Here is a 16852-nt window from a genome sequence, read left to right on the forward strand (position 1 = left end):
TGGGCGGGTTCAGCTCTCGTGCGCTGAGATGACGGCGAGGTCGTCGGGACGAATCCGGCCGTTGACCCGTGCCGACCGCATCCGGCGGTGCCCGCCGACGACGAACACCGCACCGTGCACGCCACGCGCCTGCAGGTGCCAGGCGAGCCATTCCGCCTCGTGCCCGTCCTCGCTGACGAGAACCCACCGGGAGTCGGGTCGCGCGGTGCGCAGCGAATCCGGGGTGTCCGGCGTGAGCCGGTCGAGAACCTCGACGGCGTCGATGGCCAGCGCGCCGAACAGGGCGCCGTCGAGCTGACGGCGCCGGTGGGAGCGGACATCGACGGGGGTGGCGCCGGCGGCGACCGCGGACGCGTAGTCCTCGACGCGCAGGGACAGCGGCGCCGACGGGGCCGGGGCGACAGTCGGCGGCGCGACGGCGAACACCGACGTGGCCGACGGGGCAAGAGCAGAAGAAACAACCGAAGCGGTCATGTGAAGTCCTGAAAGTGATCGAGATCGAGCGGGGAGCGCGAAGTAGGGCAGCCGCAGACGCGGTACTAGCCCCGACAACACTCCTGACAGCTCATGATCACGGCGACGAGTATGCCACAGCCCGGCCCCACCGGCCAGACCCCGACTTGACCGACACCGTCACACCTCAGGTGGCTGCCACCGCTGCACGCGTCGCATCTGCGCATTCAGGACGGCGTCGGGCGTCATCCGCAATGCGAGGTCACGGGCCCAGACGGCGGGCGCGGCACGCATCTGCCCGACCCGCCCGATCATCGACGCCTGCCGTGCGATGCGCTGGGTCCGCGGGCGCCGCAGGCGGTCGTAGGCCCGCAGGGCGTCGTCGAGGCCGCTGTGTCCCGACCGTCGGAGCAAGGCCACCAGGGTGGCCGCGTCCTCCATCGCCTGGTTGGCCCCCTGGCCCAGATTCGGGGTCATCGCATGCGCGGCGTCGCCGACGAGAACGCTCCCACATGGTCCGCTCGCTCCCACGAAGGTCGGCAGCGGCGAGGCGAGCTCCTCGATCGGGAGGTACCCGACGGTCGCCGGGTCGGTGGCGTCGAGAAGCTCGCCGATCGGCCGGTGCCAACCCGAAAACCGTTGCCGCACTTCATCGAGACCACCTTCGGAGCGGTCCCCGGCGACCGACACCGAGGCGAACCAGTAGACGTGACCGTCAGCCAGCGGCGCGATCCCGAAGCGCGCTCCGCGACCGGTCGTCTCGCCGGCCGCGTCGACCGCCACCGGGGACGACGTGACCGCCCGCCACGCGGCGTATCCACACCTGCGGACGCCCGGGTCCGCGACGATCGCGCCACGCACCCGACTGCGCAACCCGTCCGCGCCGACGATCAGGTCGCACCCGTCGATCTCTGTTCCGTCGGCCAGGCGTACGACACTGTTCCCGGGGGCGATCTCCTCGACCCCGGAACCCGTCCGGATGTCCGCGACACCTGCGACGGCGCCGAGCAGGGCCGCGTGGAGGTCGGCACGGCGGACCACGCGCATGTCGGTGAGCGACGCCGGATCGAAGCGACTGAGCCAGCGTCCGTCCGGTGTCCGCGTTCCGCTTGCCGGCGGGGTCGGCACCGGGGCCTCACCGATCACCGATCGCAGCCCGAGCGAGTCGAGCGCGCGGATCCCGTTGGCGAAGATGCTCAATCCCGCGCCCCCGCCCCGAACCTCCGGCGCCCGCTCGACGACCGTGACACGCGCCCCCGTCGACGCCAGACCGGCCGTCGTGCACAGCCCGGCGATCCCCGCACCCACCACCACGACCTTCACGAGTCTCTTCTCCACATGGAGAAGAACCATAGCAGATAGACTTCTCCATGTGGAGAAATCATCTGGTGCCTCGACGCGCGACGTGCTGCTCGACGCCGGCATCACCCTCATCGGCACGGTGGGGATCCGCCAGGCGTCCGCGCGCGCCGTCGAGGACGCGTCGGGCGTGCCGCACGGGAGCGTTCGTCACCATTTCGGCGGTCAGAGCGGCTTTCTCGCGGCGCTCGTCGAACACGTCTTTCTCGGCGACCGGGCCGCCGACGGCGAGTCGACGCAGGAGGTGATCGTCCGTTGGCTGGGCGCCGACCGAGTCCGGACCAGGGCCCGCTACGAGCTCATGCTCCTGTCGACTCGTGACGAGGAGCTGCGACGGGCCATGGTCGGACACCGCGACCGCTACGTCGACGGGCTCGTCAACGGCGGACTGTCCCGCGGCGAGGCGCGGCAGCTGGTGGCTGCGCTCGACGGCCTGGTCCTCGACGCACTGCTGCGCAACTCCGACGGCACCGACGCCGACCACGATCCCACTCCCCTGCTCCGCGCGTTCCGCTGACCGACGGGGATTCAGGCCGTCCCGACGAGATCGGCGGCCAGCGCGCGGAGGTGTTCGGCCAGCTCGTCGACGCCGGGCTGTTCGACCGGGAAGTGCCCGCACCCGGTCAGCAGGTGGATGTCGGTGCGCGCCGCCATCCGTCGCGCGAAACGCACACTGATCTCCGGCGGCGTCCAGGAGTCCGCCGCCGGGTGGACCAGCAGCACGCGCGGACCCCGGTACCCCTCTGGGTCCGGCACGTCGTGCGTCATCAGGTCCGACAGGAACCCCAGCGACACCGACGATCCGGCACCCAGCCGGTCGTCGAGGCACGCCCGGGACAGCTCCGGGTCGAGACTCATCGCCGACATCGGCGCCACCCAGCGGATCGGGAACCGCACGCGCGCGAGAGCCCCGACCCGTGCGAGCACCGGCATCAGCGGGACCAGTCGGGCGAGCACCGGCGTGCGCGCAACTGCTCGACGCGCAGCCGGGTCACCGGCCAGATACAGCAGGCACGTCGCGACGACCGCGGCGACACGCCCCGTTCGGTCGGCGACCTCGTAGGCGAGCATGCCGCCGAGGCTCGCGCCCAGCACGACGAGCGGACGCGGGTCGTCCTCGGTCTCCGCCGCCACGAGGTCGGCGACCAGGTCGACCCAGTCCTGATAGCGGACCCGCCCGGTATCGCTCACCCGGGTGCGCCCGTACTGCGGCAGATCGGGGGCGAGGACCTCGAACCCCTCGTTCGCGAGGATCGCGCCCAGCGGCCAGACCAGGGCGCTGTGGCCGCCACCTCCGTGCAGCAGCAGCACGCGCAGCGGTGCGGCACTTCGGCGCGCCCGCAGGACGTGCACGTCCACGTCCCCGCACGGCCGCCCGGAGCTCGACGGCCACGCCCACCAGGTGGATTCGGCCGCGACCCCGGCGGCTTCGGATCGCCACGGTTCGGGCAGGAAGCGAAGGTAGGATTCGGGGGTTCCGGATTCGCAGCTCATGCATCCATCGTCGAACCGGTGGCGGCATGGGACAACTCGCATTTCACCAGGATCGAGCAGATGCGCAAAAGGCCACGGCAGCAACGCTCCTCGTTCACCGTCGACCTGATCCTCGAGGCGACCACTCAACTTCTCGACACCGAGGGCGCGGAACTGACGACCAACCGCATCGCCGAGAAGGCCGGGGTGTCGGTCGGCTCGGTCTACCAGTACTTCGGCGACAAGCAGGCGATCTTCGACGAACTCGCACTCCGCCATCTGGACGCCGCCGGCCAGGCGATCACCGCGATTCTCGACGCCCACCCCGCCGGTTCGCGTCCGTGGCCGGAGGTGATGCGCGCGGTGATCGAGGTGGCGGTGCACGAGAACTCGACCCACGGCCGTGCCCACGGACGCCTGCGTGAACTGGCCGACCCGGCACGCCTCGCCGCCGGGTACACCGCCCTCGTGGACAGCCTGATCGAGCGGCTGAGCGCTCATCTCGTCGCCGACGGCTGGACGGCGGACTCCGCGGTCACCGACCTACGGCTCGCGTTCGCGGCGGTCGACGCCCAGGTCCATCAGCTGGCCGGCACCGACCTGGCCGGCGGCGAACTGACCGACCGCATCACGGCCTACACCGAGGCCGCACTCCGCGGGGACCGGTGATCACCGCGGTTCGTGAGATCACTTTCCGCGACGCGGATTGGCCTTGGCCCGTTCGTGGACCAGGCGCAGACCCTCCAGGGTCAGATGCGGGTGATGATCGGTGAGCGAACGGCATTCGTCGAACATGAGCGGTGCGAGGTAGCCGGTCGCGACGACGGTCACATCGTCGCCGTCGAATCCGGGGACGGTGTCGCAGACACGGTCGACCAGGCCGTCCACCTGACCGGCGAAGCCGTAGAGGATGCCCGACTGCAGCGCCTCGACCGTGTTCTTGCCGAGCACGCCGCGCGGCGGCATGAGCTCGACCTTGCGAACGGTCACCGTGTGCTCGGAGAGGGCCTCGACAGCGAGATTCACCCCGGGCGCGATCGCCCCGCCGAGGAACTCGCCCGACGCGGACACCGCGTCGACGACCGTTGCCGTGCCGAACGCGACCACGATGCAGGGCCCGCCGAATTCATGATGTGCGGCCAGACAATTGGAGACCCGGTCGGTGCCGACCTCCTTGGGATTGTCGACCAGGAGCGGAACGCCGGTGCGCACGCCTGGTTCGAGCAGCACGTGCGGACCGTTGCCGAAGTAGCGCGGCACCATGACGCGGAGCTCGCGCAGGAGCGACGGCACCGTCGACAACGCGCTCACACCGGTGACCTGGTCGATGTCGTCGCCGAGCATGCCGCGGAACGCCCACGCCAGTTCGTCGGCGGTGTAGTGCGGGTCGGTGTGGATTCGCCAGTCACGCACCAGACGTGCGTGATCCCCCACCCCCGCGTACACGCCGAGATGGATGTTGGTGTTCCCGACGTCGACGGTGAGCAGCATCGAAAGTTGTTGCCGCGTCAGAGCGAGGCGTCGGCGAAGATCGGACTGTCGAGGTGACGCGGGTCCAGCAGACCCGACCCCTCGGGCACGTCGGCCGGGTCGTCGCCCGTTGTCACGATGCGGTTCTGCGCGTCGACGAACACGACGTTCGGCGAGTACTCACGCAGTTCGGCCGCGTCGAGCATGCTGTAGGCGATGATGATGACGAGATCGCCCGGGTGGACGAGATGCGCTGCCGCGCCGTTGATCCCGATGACACCGCTGCCACGCTCACCGGCGATCGCGTACGTCACCAACCGGGCACCGTTGTCGATGTCGACGATGGTGACCTGCTCGCCCTCGAGCAGGCCCGCGGCATCGAGCAGGTCGGAGTCGATGGTGACCGAACCGACATAGTGCAGATCGGCCTGGGTCACGGTGGCGCGGTGGATCTTCGAGGTCATCATGGTGCGCAACATGGTCATCGTCCCTCTGTCGTGGTTGTGGTGGCATTGGTCCAGGCAAGTTCTTCTTCGAGCGCGGCGACTCCGCCGACCGTCACGCCGACGTTGTCGATCAGGCGCGCGTTGCCGAGCCGCGCCGCGACGAGCAATCGTCCCGGTCCCTTCTCCGGCGGTTCGTCGAGCTGGCGTCCGCGCAGGGCGAGATAGTCGACCTCGATCTCGGGCACCGTGGCCAGCACCGACTGCGCGGCAGCCAGAATGGCGTCCCGGCCGCCCTCGGCCGCATGGGCGCCCGCGACGAGCGACGCCGAGATGGCCGTCGCCAGCTCGCGCTGCTCCGGGGTGAGGTAGCGGTTGCGCGACGACATGGCCAGCCCGTCGGATTCGCGCACGGTCGGAACCCCCACGATGTCGACGTCGAGGTTCAGATCGGTCACCATCTGCTTGATGAGCACCAGCTGCTGATAGTCCTTCTCGCCGAAGAACGCCGCGTTCGGTCCGACGATGTTGAGCAGCTTGAGGACCACGGTCAGCATCCCCGAGAAGTGCGTCGGACGCGAGACCCCGTCCAGGATTCCGCCCGCCTCTCCCGGGTGGACCGTCGTACGCGGGCCGTTCGGGTACATCGACGACGCGGACGGCGCGAACACCAACTCGACGCCCAGCGGCTCGAGCAGCGCGAGGTCGGCGTCGAGAGTGCGCGGATACGCGTCGAGGTCCTCGCCGGCGCCGAATTGCAGGGGGTTGACGAAGATGGACACCACGACGACCGTGTTGCCCTTCGCCTTGGCGGCCCGGACGAGCTCGAGATGGCCGGCGTGCAGGGCGCCCATGGTCGGAACGAGCACGACGCGCTTGCCCGACGCGCGGAGCGCGCGGGTGACGCGGGTCAGGGACGCCGGCTCACGATGCACGGTCATCCGTCCGGCCGAGTAGGTGGGCTGTTGCTCGAGCGGGCCGCTCACGCCGCCTCCTCCGCTTGGTGATGTCATCGGTCCTCCAGTGCGTCGATCAACGCCTGCGGCGCATGGGTGTGGTCCGCGGCGCGTCGGGCGAGTGTGCGGTACGCGTCGGCGATACCGTGCGGTCCCGTCCCGCCGGGAACGGTGCGCAGCGCTGCCAGGTGCCGGGTGACCGCGGGCGCGTCACCACGTGCGACCGGCCCGGTCAGTGCCGACGGCCCCAGTTCCAGCACATTGCGCAGCGACGCCGCGACCAGCGGGCCGAGGATGCGTTCGGCAAGGCGGTTGCCGTGTCCGTCGACGGTCGCGGTGTCACGGCCGGAGTGGTCGATCGCGGCGTTGAGCGCGACGACCGCGTCGGAGATCAGGGCGATCAGATGGTTGGCGCCGTGCGCGAGGGCGGCGTGGTAGAGCGTGCGATCGGCTTCGGCGATCCGAACCGGGTCACCGCCCATCTCCAGGACCAGCGACGATGCGATCGCCTCACCCACCGCGTCGGCGGCGGTGATCGCGAAGCACGCATTGGTGAGGCGAGCCGTGTCGTCCTCGGAGCCGACGAACGTCATCGCGGGATGCAGGGCGATCGCGAGGGCCCCGCGATCGGTCAGCGGTTGCAGCACGGCCACTCCGTGCGCGCCCGCGGTGTGCGCGACGATCGTCCCGGGCCGGAGCGAATCGGACGCGGCGATCTCGTCGACGACGGCACCCAGGGTCGCGTCGGGCACGCTGACCAGTAACAGCTCGGACCGTGCGACGACCTCGTCGAGATCGAGGATCTCGGAATCGGGGAGCCGGCGCGCAGCGCGGCCACGGGACTCGGGCGAGCGGGCGACGACGGCGCCGACCACGTGCCCGGCCTTCTCCAGCGCCTCACCCAACGCCGTTCCGACGCGGCCGGCAGACACGAGACCGACGGTGAGTCGGGCGGGGGCCGGCAGGTTCGTCATGCCGGCAAACGGATCGGTGGAAGCGGACCGGGGATACGCGTCGTCCGCGAACGGGTGATGGGCGTGCAGATCATCGCCGAAGGCGTCATCGCCACCGGTCCGCCGCGCAGACGGCATACCGGCATCACCGCTCGGTGAGGTCACCGCTGTCCTCCAGAGTGTCGTTCCAGTCCCGCCTCTGCCGGATCGACCGTCACGTGAGCGGACTCATCGCGGCGGCGTCGGCACGGGTACCAGACGTTGCAGAGCAAGAGTAGGTCCGACACCGCGGACGGTGCCAATGTCTGTGACAGGTGTCACCCCGTGGTGGGCCCGAGCTGCACCCCGGACATGTCGATCCAACGACCGAACCCCCGGTGACCTGGGCCGAAGCGGCGTAGTCTGAGGCGGCCGCCGTTCACCCCGACACGCCCACACACGAAGGTCCGCCATGAGCTTGGAACCGGGCACAGAGTTCGCCGGATACACGGTCGTGCGCAAGATCGGTGCCGGCGGCATGGGCGAGGTGTACCTCGTCCGCCATCCTCGGCTGCCCCGCCACGACGTCATCAAGGTGCTGGCCGAGCACGTGTCGAACGATCCGACCTTCCGCGCCCGGTTCACGCGCGAGGCCGACCTCGCCGCCCAGCTCGACCATCCCTGCATCGTCAGCGTCTACGACCGTGGCGAGGTGGACGGACGCCTCTGGATCTCGATGCAGTACGTGCGCGGCACCGACGCGGCGGCGCTGCTCTCCACCGTTCCCGGCGGCCTTCCACTCGCCGATGTGGCGGCGGTGGGCGACGCCATCGGTGCCGCCCTCGATCACGCTCACCGTTCCGGCCTGCTCCATCGCGACGTCAAGCCGGCCAACATCCTGATCAGCGCCGAAGAGCCCGGCCCGCGATTCCCGGGTGGATCCGTGCAACGACGAATCCGTCTGGCCGACTTCGGTATCGCCCGGTCGACCGACGGCGGCGTGACCTCACTCACCTCGACGGATCTGGTGATCGGGTCCTTCCCCTATTCGTCACCCGAACAACTCTCCGCCCAGACCCTCGATGCCCGCAGCGACGTGTACTCACTGTCCTGCAGCATCTTCGAATTACTCACCGGCACAGTACCCTTCAGCGCACGCACGCCCGCGATGATGATCCACCACCACCTCAGCACGCCACCCCCGGAGGTGTCCGCACTCCGGCCCGACGTCCCCCGGGCGGTGTCCGACGTCGTGCGTTCCGGCCTCGCCAAGAACCGCGCGGACCGGCCACCGTCGGCCGGAGCGTTTGCCGCCGAACTCCGTTCGGCGATCGACACCACGACGTTCGTCCCCCGCTCCGACCGCACGATGCGCGCCCGAGCCCCCCTCGCACCGACATCCGCACCGACCCCGGCTCCGCTTCCCCCGACCGTCCACGCGTCCACCGCCGCGATTCCCACGGCCGCCGCGACCCCGCCGGGAAGCAACCCGGCGGGTCCCGCTCCGCCGTCGTCCCACCTGCGCGCGACGGCGTACTCCGAGTTGCCGGGACACACTGTGCCACAGTATGATCCGACTCCGTCGACGGTGCGGGCCTCGCGCGATCTCCCGGTACTGGACCCGCCTGCGGCCGGCGCCGGCGCGTCCCGGCGGACCACCGCGTCGCTCGCCTGCGGTGTGGTGGCGGTTCCGTTGAGCGTCGTCGGCGGGATGGGTCTGCCGGTCGGTGTGGCCGGTTGGTATCTGGCCGGTCGCGGTCAGCCGAGTTCGGCCGGACGGCTCGCGCGGGCGCTGTGTGCGCTGGGCATCGTCCTGAGTCTGGGGTTCATCGTGTTCACCGTCGGACGTGCCGTCACGATGCAGTTCTGACCAGGATTCGTTGTCACAGCAGCGCTTTCGTCAGCGTCGATGATCGGCGACACGGGTCTGCTGCGGGTCGCGATCCGGCCGGGACTGCTGCGGATCGCGCCCCTGCCGGGACAGGGCACCGAACACCGAATCCACCACCCAGAGGGTCACGATCCCCGCCACGACGTCGACCACATCGTCGAACGGTGAACGGAACCTCGGCGAGAACGGATCCAGTACCTGCGAGGCCGGAACGTCGAGCAGTCTCCCCGTGCCGTCGACGATCGCATCGACCGGATTCGACGCCCAGCCCTCGTAGGCGTTGATCGCCAACAGCGCGATGACCGGTATCGCGAGCAACCACCAGAATCCGCGCCGCCGCGCGACCGACCACGCCACGATCAGCATCACGACGAAGGCGGGCATGTTCTCCGAACAGAAGGTGAGGATCGGGTACTCCCCCGACCGCACCAGGACAGGCACCTGCCCGCCCCAGAATCCGAGTGCACCGACCGCACCGATCACCACTGCAATACCCGATCGAAGGGGGCTCCGCGCCCAGATCCCCAGCACGAGAACCATGTACAGCGGCATCAGCGCCGTCAGCGACCAGATGAGCAGCAGACTGGCCTCGGGGCCGTTGGCCTGTAGGTTCGCGTAGTACTCGGGGAACGGAGTGCCGTCGAGCGGGTCGAAGGCGAAGAGCCACAGTACAGTCGGCCACCAGGCGATCACCGGCAGGAACAGGGCGGCGCTCACCAGTGACTGCTTGACCGCGTTCCCGCGGTCGGTGTGGCGGATCGCGGCGAAGGACGGACCGGACCCAGGCCCGAAACCGAACTCCCCACCAGCGAGCGTCTCGCTCATACGGGAATACTAGGGCGATCGTCCAACTCGCACGGGCTAATCCGTGGCGACGTCACAGATGTGACCCGAACGGATGACAGAACGTACAGGGATCGACCGCGAGCGTCCTCGCACGCCAGAACGCCCGGAGTGTCGGGCCTCAGCCGTTCCGGCGCCGGCGCCCGCCCCCGGACGTCTCCGTCTGCGAACGCAACTGGTTCAGGAGTTCGGAGACCGGGAGCCCCGCCGAGTGCGCGGACTCCGCGTCGTCGTCGGCCGCACGGCGTCGGCGGCCACCGCCGTAGGACTCCACGGCCCGGCCACCGGGCTGGTTCTCATGGCGCCCCGCGGCACCGAGGAACGCGGGGGGCTCCACCTCGTCGGCGTCGGTGACGGGCGGGGCGTCGGTGACGGGCGGGGCATCGGTCTCCGGAGTGACGACAGGCTGCGCCCCGGTCGACCACTCGTCGGTCGGGGTGTCGTCGGTGTAGAGCGGCTGGTCCGCGGGGTCGACCCGCGCCCGGGTCTCGGCGGATGGGGGTGTCGGCTCCTCGGCCTCGTTTCCGAGGTAGAAGCCGCCGGAGAACGGCAGCGACGTGGACTCCGCCTTACCCGCACCCGAGTCCCCGGTGGTCGAGTCGGAATGTTCGGTGTCGACGATCTCGGCGTCGGACACATCGGCGTCGGACACATCGGCCTGGGAGGCCTCGCCGCCTGACGCCCGGTCGCCGGCCGTGGAACCGGCCGACGCGTTCGTCTCGGCCACCTCGTCGGGCGAGACCTCGGTCGCGATACGGCCGGAGATCGGATCGTCGGTGACGATCGGGATCACCTCGGTCATCTCGTTGGGGTCGACCGAACCCGTGTGTCTACCGTCGTCCGCGGTGGGTGCGGTGGCCGCGAAGTCGCGGGCGGCGAGCGCCCCGTCGTCGGCGTAGGTGGCGCCATAGGAGGACACGCCGCCGAAGTCGCCGCCGAATGTCCCGGATCGGCGGCCGGTGCGGGATTCGTCGTTCAGGCCCGAGGCCAGTTCGCGCATCTTCTCGCTGGACAGCGCGGCCCGCTGGTCCGGGAGCGGTTCGCCGAGGAGCATCTCCAGGCTGGACCGCAACGCCAGGACCTGGGCCTTCAGTTCGGAGAGTTCCTCGTTCGACTCTGCGGTGACCTCCTTGCGGATGGTCGTCTCGACGTCGAGCTCGTACTGACGTCGTGCCGCGATCTCACGTTCCAGCTGCAATTCGTAGACGAGTCGCAGGTCCCGGCTCTTCGCCTCCGCACTCTCGGCCTGTCGCCGGAACTTGGTCACCAGGATCGCGCCGATGACGGCTGCCCAGAGCGCTGCGATGACCGCCAGCGAGCCGGTGATCGACAAACGGTCGGTGAAGACCATGAGGATGCTGGCCACCAGCGCGAGCACGATCAACAGGCCGAGCAACCACTGAGCCGGCGACCGACTCGAGCGGCGCGAGTCGGCGGCACGGCCGTTCGAGGTCGTCATGATCGTGAATTTACAGGCTGTGAGTACATTCGGACGTCAGGCGGGTGCGGAGTTTCTCAGATAGTCCGCATGTTAGGCGATGCGTCGACGGGACGACCGCCGCTCGCGGCAACCGTCACGAATCGCCCACCGCGGACGGGTCGTCGGGGGCCCGGCAGCAGTATTCGAGCCACAGCGCGGCACCGACGAGGACCGCCCCGCCGATCAGCCCGACGATGGCACCCGGCCGATCGTGGTCGGCCGCGGCCAGATCGTGTTGACCGAGCAGGAACGCGAGCAATCCCAGCCAGACCCCGACCGCGATCGCACCGAGGATCGCAGAAGCCTTGGCCAGGGCCAGCACTCGCGCGGCCGTGAGCGGATGGAGTTGTCCCCGGGCGCGACCCACATCGCGGGATTCGACCCGGGAGCGGACGACGAAGGCGATGACGATCTCTAGTGCCGCAAGCACATACAGCACGACACCGGCGAGCAGCGGTAACGGCGGGAGATCGGAGTAGTTGTACCGCACCAGGATCCACGCGACGATCGCGGTGACCGCCGCGATCGCGGCCAGATCACGGACCCGGGTGGGGCCGAGGCCGGCCTCCTCGTCGTCCTGCTCCGGCCGGCGCGGATCCGGTGCACTCACGGCTCGCCCCCGGTCAGGCGGCCGACCGGCTGCACCGCATCCCGCTCGGCGGCGTCGAGCCCGGCGACGAGATCGGCGACCGCGCGTTCGCCGGCCGGCGTCCACAGGGTGGCGTCGGGCTCGATCTCCAGCCACGGGACGAGGACGAAAGCCCGTTGCGCCGCACGGGGATGGGGCAGCGTCAGGTCCGGTCCGTCGGTCACGACAACTCCGTCAGAATCAGACACACTGATCACGTCGACGTCGAGAGTTCTTGGTCCCCAGCGGATCTCCCGCGTCCGCTCGGCCGCCCGCTCTAGTTCGAAACCACGCTCGAGCCACTGTCGGGCATCGTACGGTCCGTCGACGACGAGCGTGATGTTGCGGAAGTCGTCCTGCTCGACCCCACCCCATGGGGGCGTCGAGTACACCGCGGACACCGCGACCAGCTCGTCGGCGAAGCCCTCGACGACCGAACGCAGGTGCGCGGTCGGGTCACCGACGTTGGACCCCGCCGAGAGCACCGCGCGGCTCATCGCGTCCCCTTGCGGGAACGTCGGGTCACCACCGCGACGTCGTCGAAGGTCAGCGGGATCGGCGCCGAGGGCTTGTGCACGGTCACCTCGCACGCACTGATGCGCTCGTCGGTCATGATCGAGTCGGCCACCTCGGCGCCCACCTTCTCGATGAGGTTGCGCGGTTCGCCCCCGACGATGCCGGCGACCTGCTGCGCGAGCGCACCGTAGTCGACGGTGTCGGCGAGATCGTCGGACTCCCCTGCGGCCTGCAGATCCAGCCAGAGCACGACGTCGATGAAGAAGTCCTGGCCGTCGGCGCGCTCGTGGTCGAAGACACCGTGATTGCCCCGGACCTTCAGCCCGCGCAGTTCGATCCGATCAGCCATTCGTCTCTCCTACCGGTGATGAGGTTCGGGAACCGCCTGCGCGCCACGCCGCGGCGACCGCGACCGCGTCGCGACTGCTCGCCACGTCGTGCACGCGCACGCCCCACGCGCCCGCGGCGGCGGCGAGTGCCGAGACGGACGCGGTCGCGACATCGCGCCCCGCGGGCGGGCGGTCCGCGCCGTCACGGCTGAGCAGCGTGCCGAGGAAACGTTTGCGGGAGGCCCCGACCAGAATCGGGAAGCCCAGCCCGGTGAAGGTGGGCAAGGCGTGCAGCAGGGCCCAGTTGTGTTCGGCGGTCTTGGCGAAGCCCAGTCCCGGGTCGAGGATGAGGCGGTCGGCGTCGACCCCGGCCGACACCGCGGCGTCGACCTGGGCGAGCAGTTCACCACTGACCTCGGCGACCACATCCCGGTAACCCCCGACATCTCCGCTGCGGTGGGTGAACCGACGGTCGGCGGTGTCGCCGGCCGGGCGCCAGTGCATGAGAATCCACGGCACCCCCGCGTCCGCGACGACCCGTGCCATGTCGGCGTCGGCCCGCCCGCCCGAGACGTCGTTGACGATGGCCGCACCGGCTTCCACCGCTGCGGCGGCCACCGGCGCCCGCATCGTGTCGACCGACACGGCCACCCCGCGCGCGGCGAGTTCGCTGATCACCGGCACGACGCGAGCCGTCTCGAGTTCGGGGTCGACCCGGACCGCGCCGGGGCGGGTGGATTCGCCGCCGACGTCGATGAGGTCGGCACCCTGGTCGATTAGTTCGAGACCGTGCGCGATCGCCGCATCGGCGTCGAGGTAGCGACCGCCGTCGGAGAACGAGTCGGCGGTGACGTTGAGGACACCCATCACCAGGGTCCGGTGCACTCCGCCGCGGGCGGGAACCGCGTGCGGCGTCGTCACCGGGTGATCAGGTCGAGGGCTTCGCCGCGGGAGACCGCACTGGTCTTGAAGATGCCGCGCACCGCCGACGTCGTCGTCGTCGCGCCCGGCTTGCGGATCCCCCGCATCGCCATGCACAGATGCTCGGCCTCGATCACCACGATCACCCCGCGGGGCTCGAGCCTGCGCATCATGGCGTCGGCGATCTGACTGGTGAGCCGTTCCTGGACCTGCGGGCGCTTCGCGTACAGGTCGACGAGCCGGGCCAGCTTCGACAGGCCGGTGACCCGACCCGAGGCGCCGGGGATGTAGCCGACGTGGGCGACCCCGTGGAACGAGACCAGATGGTGCTCGCAGGTCGAGTACATCGGGATGTCCTTGACCAGCACCATCTCGTCATGGTCTTCGTCGAACGTCGTCGCGAGGACTTCGTCGGGCTCGGTGTAGAGACCGGCGAACATCTCCCGGTATGCGTTCGCCACCCGCGTCGGGGTCCGGAGGAGACCTTCCCGGTCGGGGTCCTCGCCGACGGCCAGCAGCAATTCGCGGACCGCGGCCTCGGCGCGCGCCTGGTCGAAGTCCCCTCGAGGTCCGGCGAGTTCGGCGTCCTGCCGCTCGTTGATGCTCATCCAGCCACTTTACGAAGTCGGCCGGGAGTCGTCGTCATCGGCGCGGTGTCCCCACCCGTTGGCCTCGCCGTTACGGCCCGGGCGCGGCGCCGACTCGGGCGGCCAGCCGGGGGCGGACCAGTCTCGTGGCGCGCCGTAGTCCGGACGCGTTCGTCCGCCGTACGGTCCGCCCGGCTCCGGCGGCGTCCGACCGGAGCCCGAGTCGCGGTATCCCGGATCCGGGTACTGCGGGTTACCGGGGTTCGGGTAACCCGGGTTCGGATAGTTCGGGTTCGGATAACCGGGGTTCGGATACTGCGGGGGATGGTGCTGATCCGGATACCCGGGATCGGGGTACCGGGGTTCCGGATTGCCCTGAACCGGTGGTGTCGGTCCGCCCGACGTCCCCGGTTCGGGGTACATCGGCGGATAGTTCGGCACCTGGCCCGGGACCTGCGGTGCACCTGGATAACCGGCTCCCACCGGTTCGGGGATCTTGGCCGGCTCCGGCGGCGGCCACGGCTCACCGCGTTCGATGGCCAGCTCGCCCGGCGTCTTCACCGGCGGCTTGTCGCTGGGAGTGCGCTCGCCGAAGTCGTTGAAGGCGGTGATCCGCGGACGCTTGTCCACATCGGAGAAGATCTTCTCCAGATCCTTGCGGGTCAGCGTCTCCTTCTCGAGGAGCTGGGTGGCGAGCACGTCGAGGGTGTCCCGGTACTCGGTCAGGATGGCCCACGCCTCGGTGTGCGCGGCCTCGATCAGCCGGCGTACCTCGTCGTCGATCTCGCTCGCGATCTCCGCGGAGTAATCGGTGTGCGAGCCCATCGACCGGCCGAGGAACGGGTCGCCCTGATCCTGGCCGTAACGGACGGCACCCAGCTTGGAACTCATGCCGTACTCGGTGACCATCGCCCGCGCGATCTTCGTCGCCTGGTCGATGTCCGACGACGCACCGGTCGTCGGTTCGTGGAACACGAGTTCCTCGGCCGCACGACCGCCCATGGCCATCACCAGCCGCGCGATCATCTCCGAGCGGGTCATCAGGTCCTTGTCCTGCTCGGGGACGGCCAGCGCATGACCGCCGGTCCGCCCGCGCGCCAGGATCGTGACCTTGTAGATCGGATCGAGATCGGGCATCGCCCACGCGGCGAGGGTGTGTCCGCCCTCGTGGTAGGCCACCACCTTGCGCTCGTGCTCACTGATGATCCGGGACTTGCGGCGCGGTCCGCCGATGACCCGGTCGACCGCCTCCTCGAGGGCCTCGGCAGTGATCGTCTGCTTGTTCTCGCGCGCGGTGAGCAGCGCCGCCTCGTTGACGACGTTGGCCAGATCGGCGCCCGACATCCCGGGCGTGCGCTTGGCCAGACCGTCGAGGTCGGCGTCGGGATCGATCGGCTTGCCCTTGGCGTGGACTTTCAGGATCGCCCGGCGACCGGCCATGTCGGGATTGCCGACCGGGATCTGGCGATCGAATCGGCCGGGGCGCAGGAGCGCCGGATCGAGGATGTCGGGGCGGTTCGTCGCCGCGATCAGGATGACGCCCGAGCGGTCACCGAAGCCGTCCATCTCGACGAGCAGCTGGTTGAGGGTCTGCTCGCGTTCGTCGTGACCACCGCCGAGGCCCGCGCCGCGCTGGCGTCCGACGGCGTCGATCTCGTCGACGAAGATGATGCACGGACTGTTGTTCTTGGCCTGCTCGAACAGATCGCGCACGCGGGATGCACCCACACCGACGAACATCTCGACGAAGTCCGAACCGGAGATCGTGAAGAACGGGACCCCGGCCTCACCGGCGACCGCCCGGGCCAGCAGCGTCTTGCCCGTTCCGGGTGGGCCGAAGAGCAGCACACCCCGGGGGATCTTCGCGCCCAGCGCCTGATAGCGCGCCGGATTCTGCAGGAAGTCCTTGATCTCGTAGAGCTCCTCGACGGCCTCGTCGGCGCCCGCGACATCGGCGAACGTCGTCTTCGGCATGTCCTTGCTGAGCTGCTTGGCCTTCGACTTGCCGAAGCCCATGACGCCGCCGCGACCACCGCCCTGCATGCGGCTCATCACGAAGAAGAACAAGCCGAACAGCAGGATCATCGGGAGCACGAAGATGAGGATCTGCCACAGGACGGACTGCTCGTTGACGTTGGTCGTGTACGGCGCGCCCGTGCCCTGGACGGCCTCGAAGACCTGGTCACCCGCCTGCGCCGGGTACTTGGCACTGATCTTGCCGGCATCGGCGTCGTTGACCTTGATCGGGGACTTTAGCTCGATCCGGAGCTGCTGCTCGCGATCGTCGATGCTGACGAACTTGGTGTTCTTGTCGTTGAGTTGCTGCAGTGCGACGGAGGTGTCGACGCCGCGGTACTCCCGGCCGGAGTCGCTCATCACGCTCCAGCCCCACAGGGCGAGCAGGATGAGCGCCAGGATGGCGAGGTTGCGGAAGACTGTCTTACGGTTCATGCCAGTTGGTGGGGGTCGAGCGGGCTCGCGGGATCGAGTCCCGGTGCCGACGCCGTTCCCATGTCCTTCCCGTCGACGTACACATTGAGGCTACCGGTCAACGATCGCGCTGGTGAAACC

Annotated in this window: 18 protein-coding genes; 3 read left to right on the forward strand and 15 right to left on the reverse strand. The window is 69.6% G+C overall.

Features of this window, described 5'->3' with window-relative positions; all coding sequences use genetic code 11:
* Positions 1-9: 9 nt before the first annotated feature.
* Complete coding sequence (locus AC3B6C_RS02105) at positions 10-474, reverse strand: rhodanese-like domain-containing protein (protein WP_488374724.1); 465 nt, start codon at positions 472-474, stop codon at positions 10-12.
* 159 nt (positions 475-633) lie between these two features.
* Complete coding sequence (locus tag AC3B6C_RS02110; RefSeq protein WP_488376202.1) at positions 634-1776, reverse strand: FAD-dependent monooxygenase; 1143 nt, start codon at positions 1774-1776, stop codon at positions 634-636.
* 82 nt (positions 1777-1858) lie between these two features.
* On the opposite strand from AC3B6C_RS02110, the gene AC3B6C_RS02115 reads away from it, so the two are divergent.
* The gene (locus AC3B6C_RS02115) at positions 1859-2329 is read left to right on the forward strand and encodes a TetR/AcrR family transcriptional regulator (RefSeq protein ID WP_488376203.1); all 471 of its coding nucleotides are present in this window, start codon (positions 1859-1861) and stop codon (positions 2327-2329) included.
* Between the two features lie 11 nt (positions 2330-2340).
* Here AC3B6C_RS02115 and AC3B6C_RS02120 read toward each other — a convergent pair whose 3' ends face one another.
* Positions 2341-3306: an alpha/beta fold hydrolase gene (locus tag AC3B6C_RS02120; protein WP_488374725.1), complete on the reverse strand. Its 966-nt coding sequence runs from the start codon at positions 3304-3306 to the stop codon at positions 2341-2343.
* 60 nt (positions 3307-3366) lie between these two features.
* On the opposite strand from AC3B6C_RS02120, the gene AC3B6C_RS02125 reads away from it, so the two are divergent.
* Positions 3367-3954, forward strand: a complete 588-nt coding sequence (locus AC3B6C_RS02125) for a TetR/AcrR family transcriptional regulator (RefSeq protein ID WP_014928007.1) — start codon at positions 3367-3369, stop codon at positions 3952-3954.
* Between the two features lie 18 nt (positions 3955-3972).
* On the opposite strand, the gene AC3B6C_RS02130 is transcribed toward AC3B6C_RS02125, so the two are convergent.
* From AC3B6C_RS02130 to AC3B6C_RS02145, 4 genes are read right to left on the reverse strand one after another with little or no spacing between them, the layout of a single operon-like run.
* Positions 3973-4776, reverse strand: a complete 804-nt coding sequence (locus tag AC3B6C_RS02130; protein WP_014928008.1) for a type III pantothenate kinase — start codon at positions 4774-4776, stop codon at positions 3973-3975.
* 17 nt (positions 4777-4793) lie between these two features.
* Positions 4794-5234: an aspartate 1-decarboxylase gene (gene panD, locus AC3B6C_RS02135; protein WP_014928009.1), complete on the reverse strand. Its 441-nt coding sequence runs from the start codon at positions 5232-5234 to the stop codon at positions 4794-4796.
* 2 nt (positions 5235-5236) lie between these two features.
* A complete protein-coding gene (panC, locus tag AC3B6C_RS02140; protein ID WP_014928010.1) occupies positions 5237-6184 on the reverse strand; it encodes a pantoate--beta-alanine ligase in 948 nt (315 codons plus the stop codon).
* Between the two features lie 23 nt (positions 6185-6207).
* Positions 6208-7272 (reverse strand): Rossmann-like and DUF2520 domain-containing protein, encoded by a 1065-nt coding sequence (locus tag AC3B6C_RS02145; RefSeq protein WP_488374726.1) that lies wholly within the window; start codon positions 7270-7272, stop codon positions 6208-6210.
* Between the two features lie 286 nt (positions 7273-7558).
* Here AC3B6C_RS02145 and AC3B6C_RS02150 point away from each other — a divergent pair, with 286 nt between their 5' ends.
* Positions 7559-8956, forward strand: coding sequence for a serine/threonine-protein kinase (locus tag AC3B6C_RS02150; RefSeq protein ID WP_488374727.1), 1398 nt, complete (start codon positions 7559-7561; stop codon positions 8954-8956).
* A gap of 30 nt (positions 8957-8986) precedes the next feature.
* Here the strand turns inward: AC3B6C_RS02150 and AC3B6C_RS02155 are convergent, their stop codons facing one another.
* The 8 genes from AC3B6C_RS02155 to ftsH all read right to left on the reverse strand — a co-directional run bounded on the left by AC3B6C_RS02155 (position 8987) and on the right by ftsH (position 16732).
* Positions 8987-9802: a hypothetical protein gene (locus AC3B6C_RS02155; protein WP_488374728.1), complete on the reverse strand. Its 816-nt coding sequence runs from the start codon at positions 9800-9802 to the stop codon at positions 8987-8989.
* Positions 9803-9941: 139 nt separating this feature from the next.
* Positions 9942-11279, reverse strand: coding sequence for a DUF6779 domain-containing protein (locus tag AC3B6C_RS02160; RefSeq protein ID WP_488374729.1), 1338 nt, complete (start codon positions 11277-11279; stop codon positions 9942-9944).
* A gap of 115 nt (positions 11280-11394) precedes the next feature.
* Complete coding sequence (locus tag AC3B6C_RS02165) at positions 11395-11910, reverse strand: DUF3180 domain-containing protein (protein WP_014928015.1); 516 nt, start codon at positions 11908-11910, stop codon at positions 11395-11397.
* Positions 11907-12425: a 2-amino-4-hydroxy-6-hydroxymethyldihydropteridine diphosphokinase gene (gene folK / locus AC3B6C_RS02170; protein WP_010840695.1), complete on the reverse strand. Its 519-nt coding sequence runs from the start codon at positions 12423-12425 to the stop codon at positions 11907-11909. Before folK ends, AC3B6C_RS02165 begins: the two co-directional genes overlap by 4 nt.
* Positions 12422-12793 carry a dihydroneopterin aldolase gene (gene folB, locus AC3B6C_RS02175; protein WP_010840696.1) on the reverse strand — a complete coding sequence of 124 codons (372 nt, stop codon included), beginning with the start codon at positions 12791-12793 and terminating at the stop codon, positions 12422-12424. The genes folK and folB overlap by 4 nt, the downstream gene beginning before the upstream one ends.
* The gene (folP, locus tag AC3B6C_RS02180; RefSeq protein ID WP_488376205.1) at positions 12786-13640 is read right to left on the reverse strand and encodes a dihydropteroate synthase; all 855 of its coding nucleotides are present in this window, start codon (positions 13638-13640) and stop codon (positions 12786-12788) included. The genes folB and folP overlap by 8 nt, the downstream gene beginning before the upstream one ends.
* A gap of 50 nt (positions 13641-13690) precedes the next feature.
* Entirely contained in the window at positions 13691-14302 is a 612-nt protein-coding gene (folE, locus tag AC3B6C_RS02185) for a GTP cyclohydrolase I FolE (RefSeq protein WP_010840698.1), read from the reverse strand.
* A 9-nt stretch (positions 14303-14311) separates the two neighbouring features.
* Complete coding sequence (gene ftsH / locus AC3B6C_RS02190; RefSeq protein WP_488374730.1) at positions 14312-16732, reverse strand: ATP-dependent zinc metalloprotease FtsH; 2421 nt, start codon at positions 16730-16732, stop codon at positions 14312-14314.
* Between the last annotated feature and the right edge of the window lie 120 nt (positions 16733-16852).

It is taken from the genome of Gordonia sp. 11cp, assembly GCF_057767225.1.

Excerpts from the sequence above, each read along its gene's own strand:
- AC3B6C_RS02105 (WP_488374724.1), bottom strand. The coding sequence starts at position 474 with ATGACCGCTTCGGTTGTTTCTTCTGCTCTTGCCCCGTCGGCCACGTCG.
- AC3B6C_RS02120 (WP_488374725.1), bottom strand. The coding sequence starts at position 3,306 with ATGAGCTGCGAATCCGGAACCCCCGAATCCTACCTTCGCTTCCTGCCC.
- AC3B6C_RS02125 (WP_014928007.1), top strand. The coding sequence starts at position 3,367 with ATGCGCAAAAGGCCACGGCAGCAACGCTCCTCGTTCACCGTCGACCTG.
- AC3B6C_RS02130 (WP_014928008.1), bottom strand. The coding sequence starts at position 4,776 with ATGCTGCTCACCGTCGACGTCGGGAACACCAACATCCATCTCGGCGTG.
- panD (WP_014928009.1), bottom strand. The coding sequence starts at position 5,234 with ATGTTGCGCACCATGATGACCTCGAAGATCCACCGCGCCACCGTGACC.
- AC3B6C_RS02150 (WP_488374727.1), top strand. The coding sequence starts at position 7,559 with ATGAGCTTGGAACCGGGCACAGAGTTCGCCGGATACACGGTCGTGCGC.
- AC3B6C_RS02155 (WP_488374728.1), bottom strand. The coding sequence starts at position 9,802 with ATGAGCGAGACGCTCGCTGGTGGGGAGTTCGGTTTCGGGCCTGGGTCC.
- AC3B6C_RS02160 (WP_488374729.1), bottom strand. The coding sequence starts at position 11,279 with ATGACGACCTCGAACGGCCGTGCCGCCGACTCGCGCCGCTCGAGTCGG.
- folK (WP_010840695.1), bottom strand. The coding sequence starts at position 12,425 with ATGAGCCGCGCGGTGCTCTCGGCGGGGTCCAACGTCGGTGACCCGACC.
- folB (WP_010840696.1), bottom strand. The coding sequence starts at position 12,793 with ATGGCTGATCGGATCGAACTGCGCGGGCTGAAGGTCCGGGGCAATCAC.
- folP (WP_488376205.1), bottom strand. The coding sequence starts at position 13,640 with ATGGGTGTCCTCAACGTCACCGCCGACTCGTTCTCCGACGGCGGTCGC.
- folE (WP_010840698.1), bottom strand. The coding sequence starts at position 14,302 with ATGAGCATCAACGAGCGGCAGGACGCCGAACTCGCCGGACCTCGAGGG.
- ftsH (WP_488374730.1), bottom strand. The coding sequence starts at position 16,732 with ATGAACCGTAAGACAGTCTTCCGCAACCTCGCCATCCTGGCGCTCATC.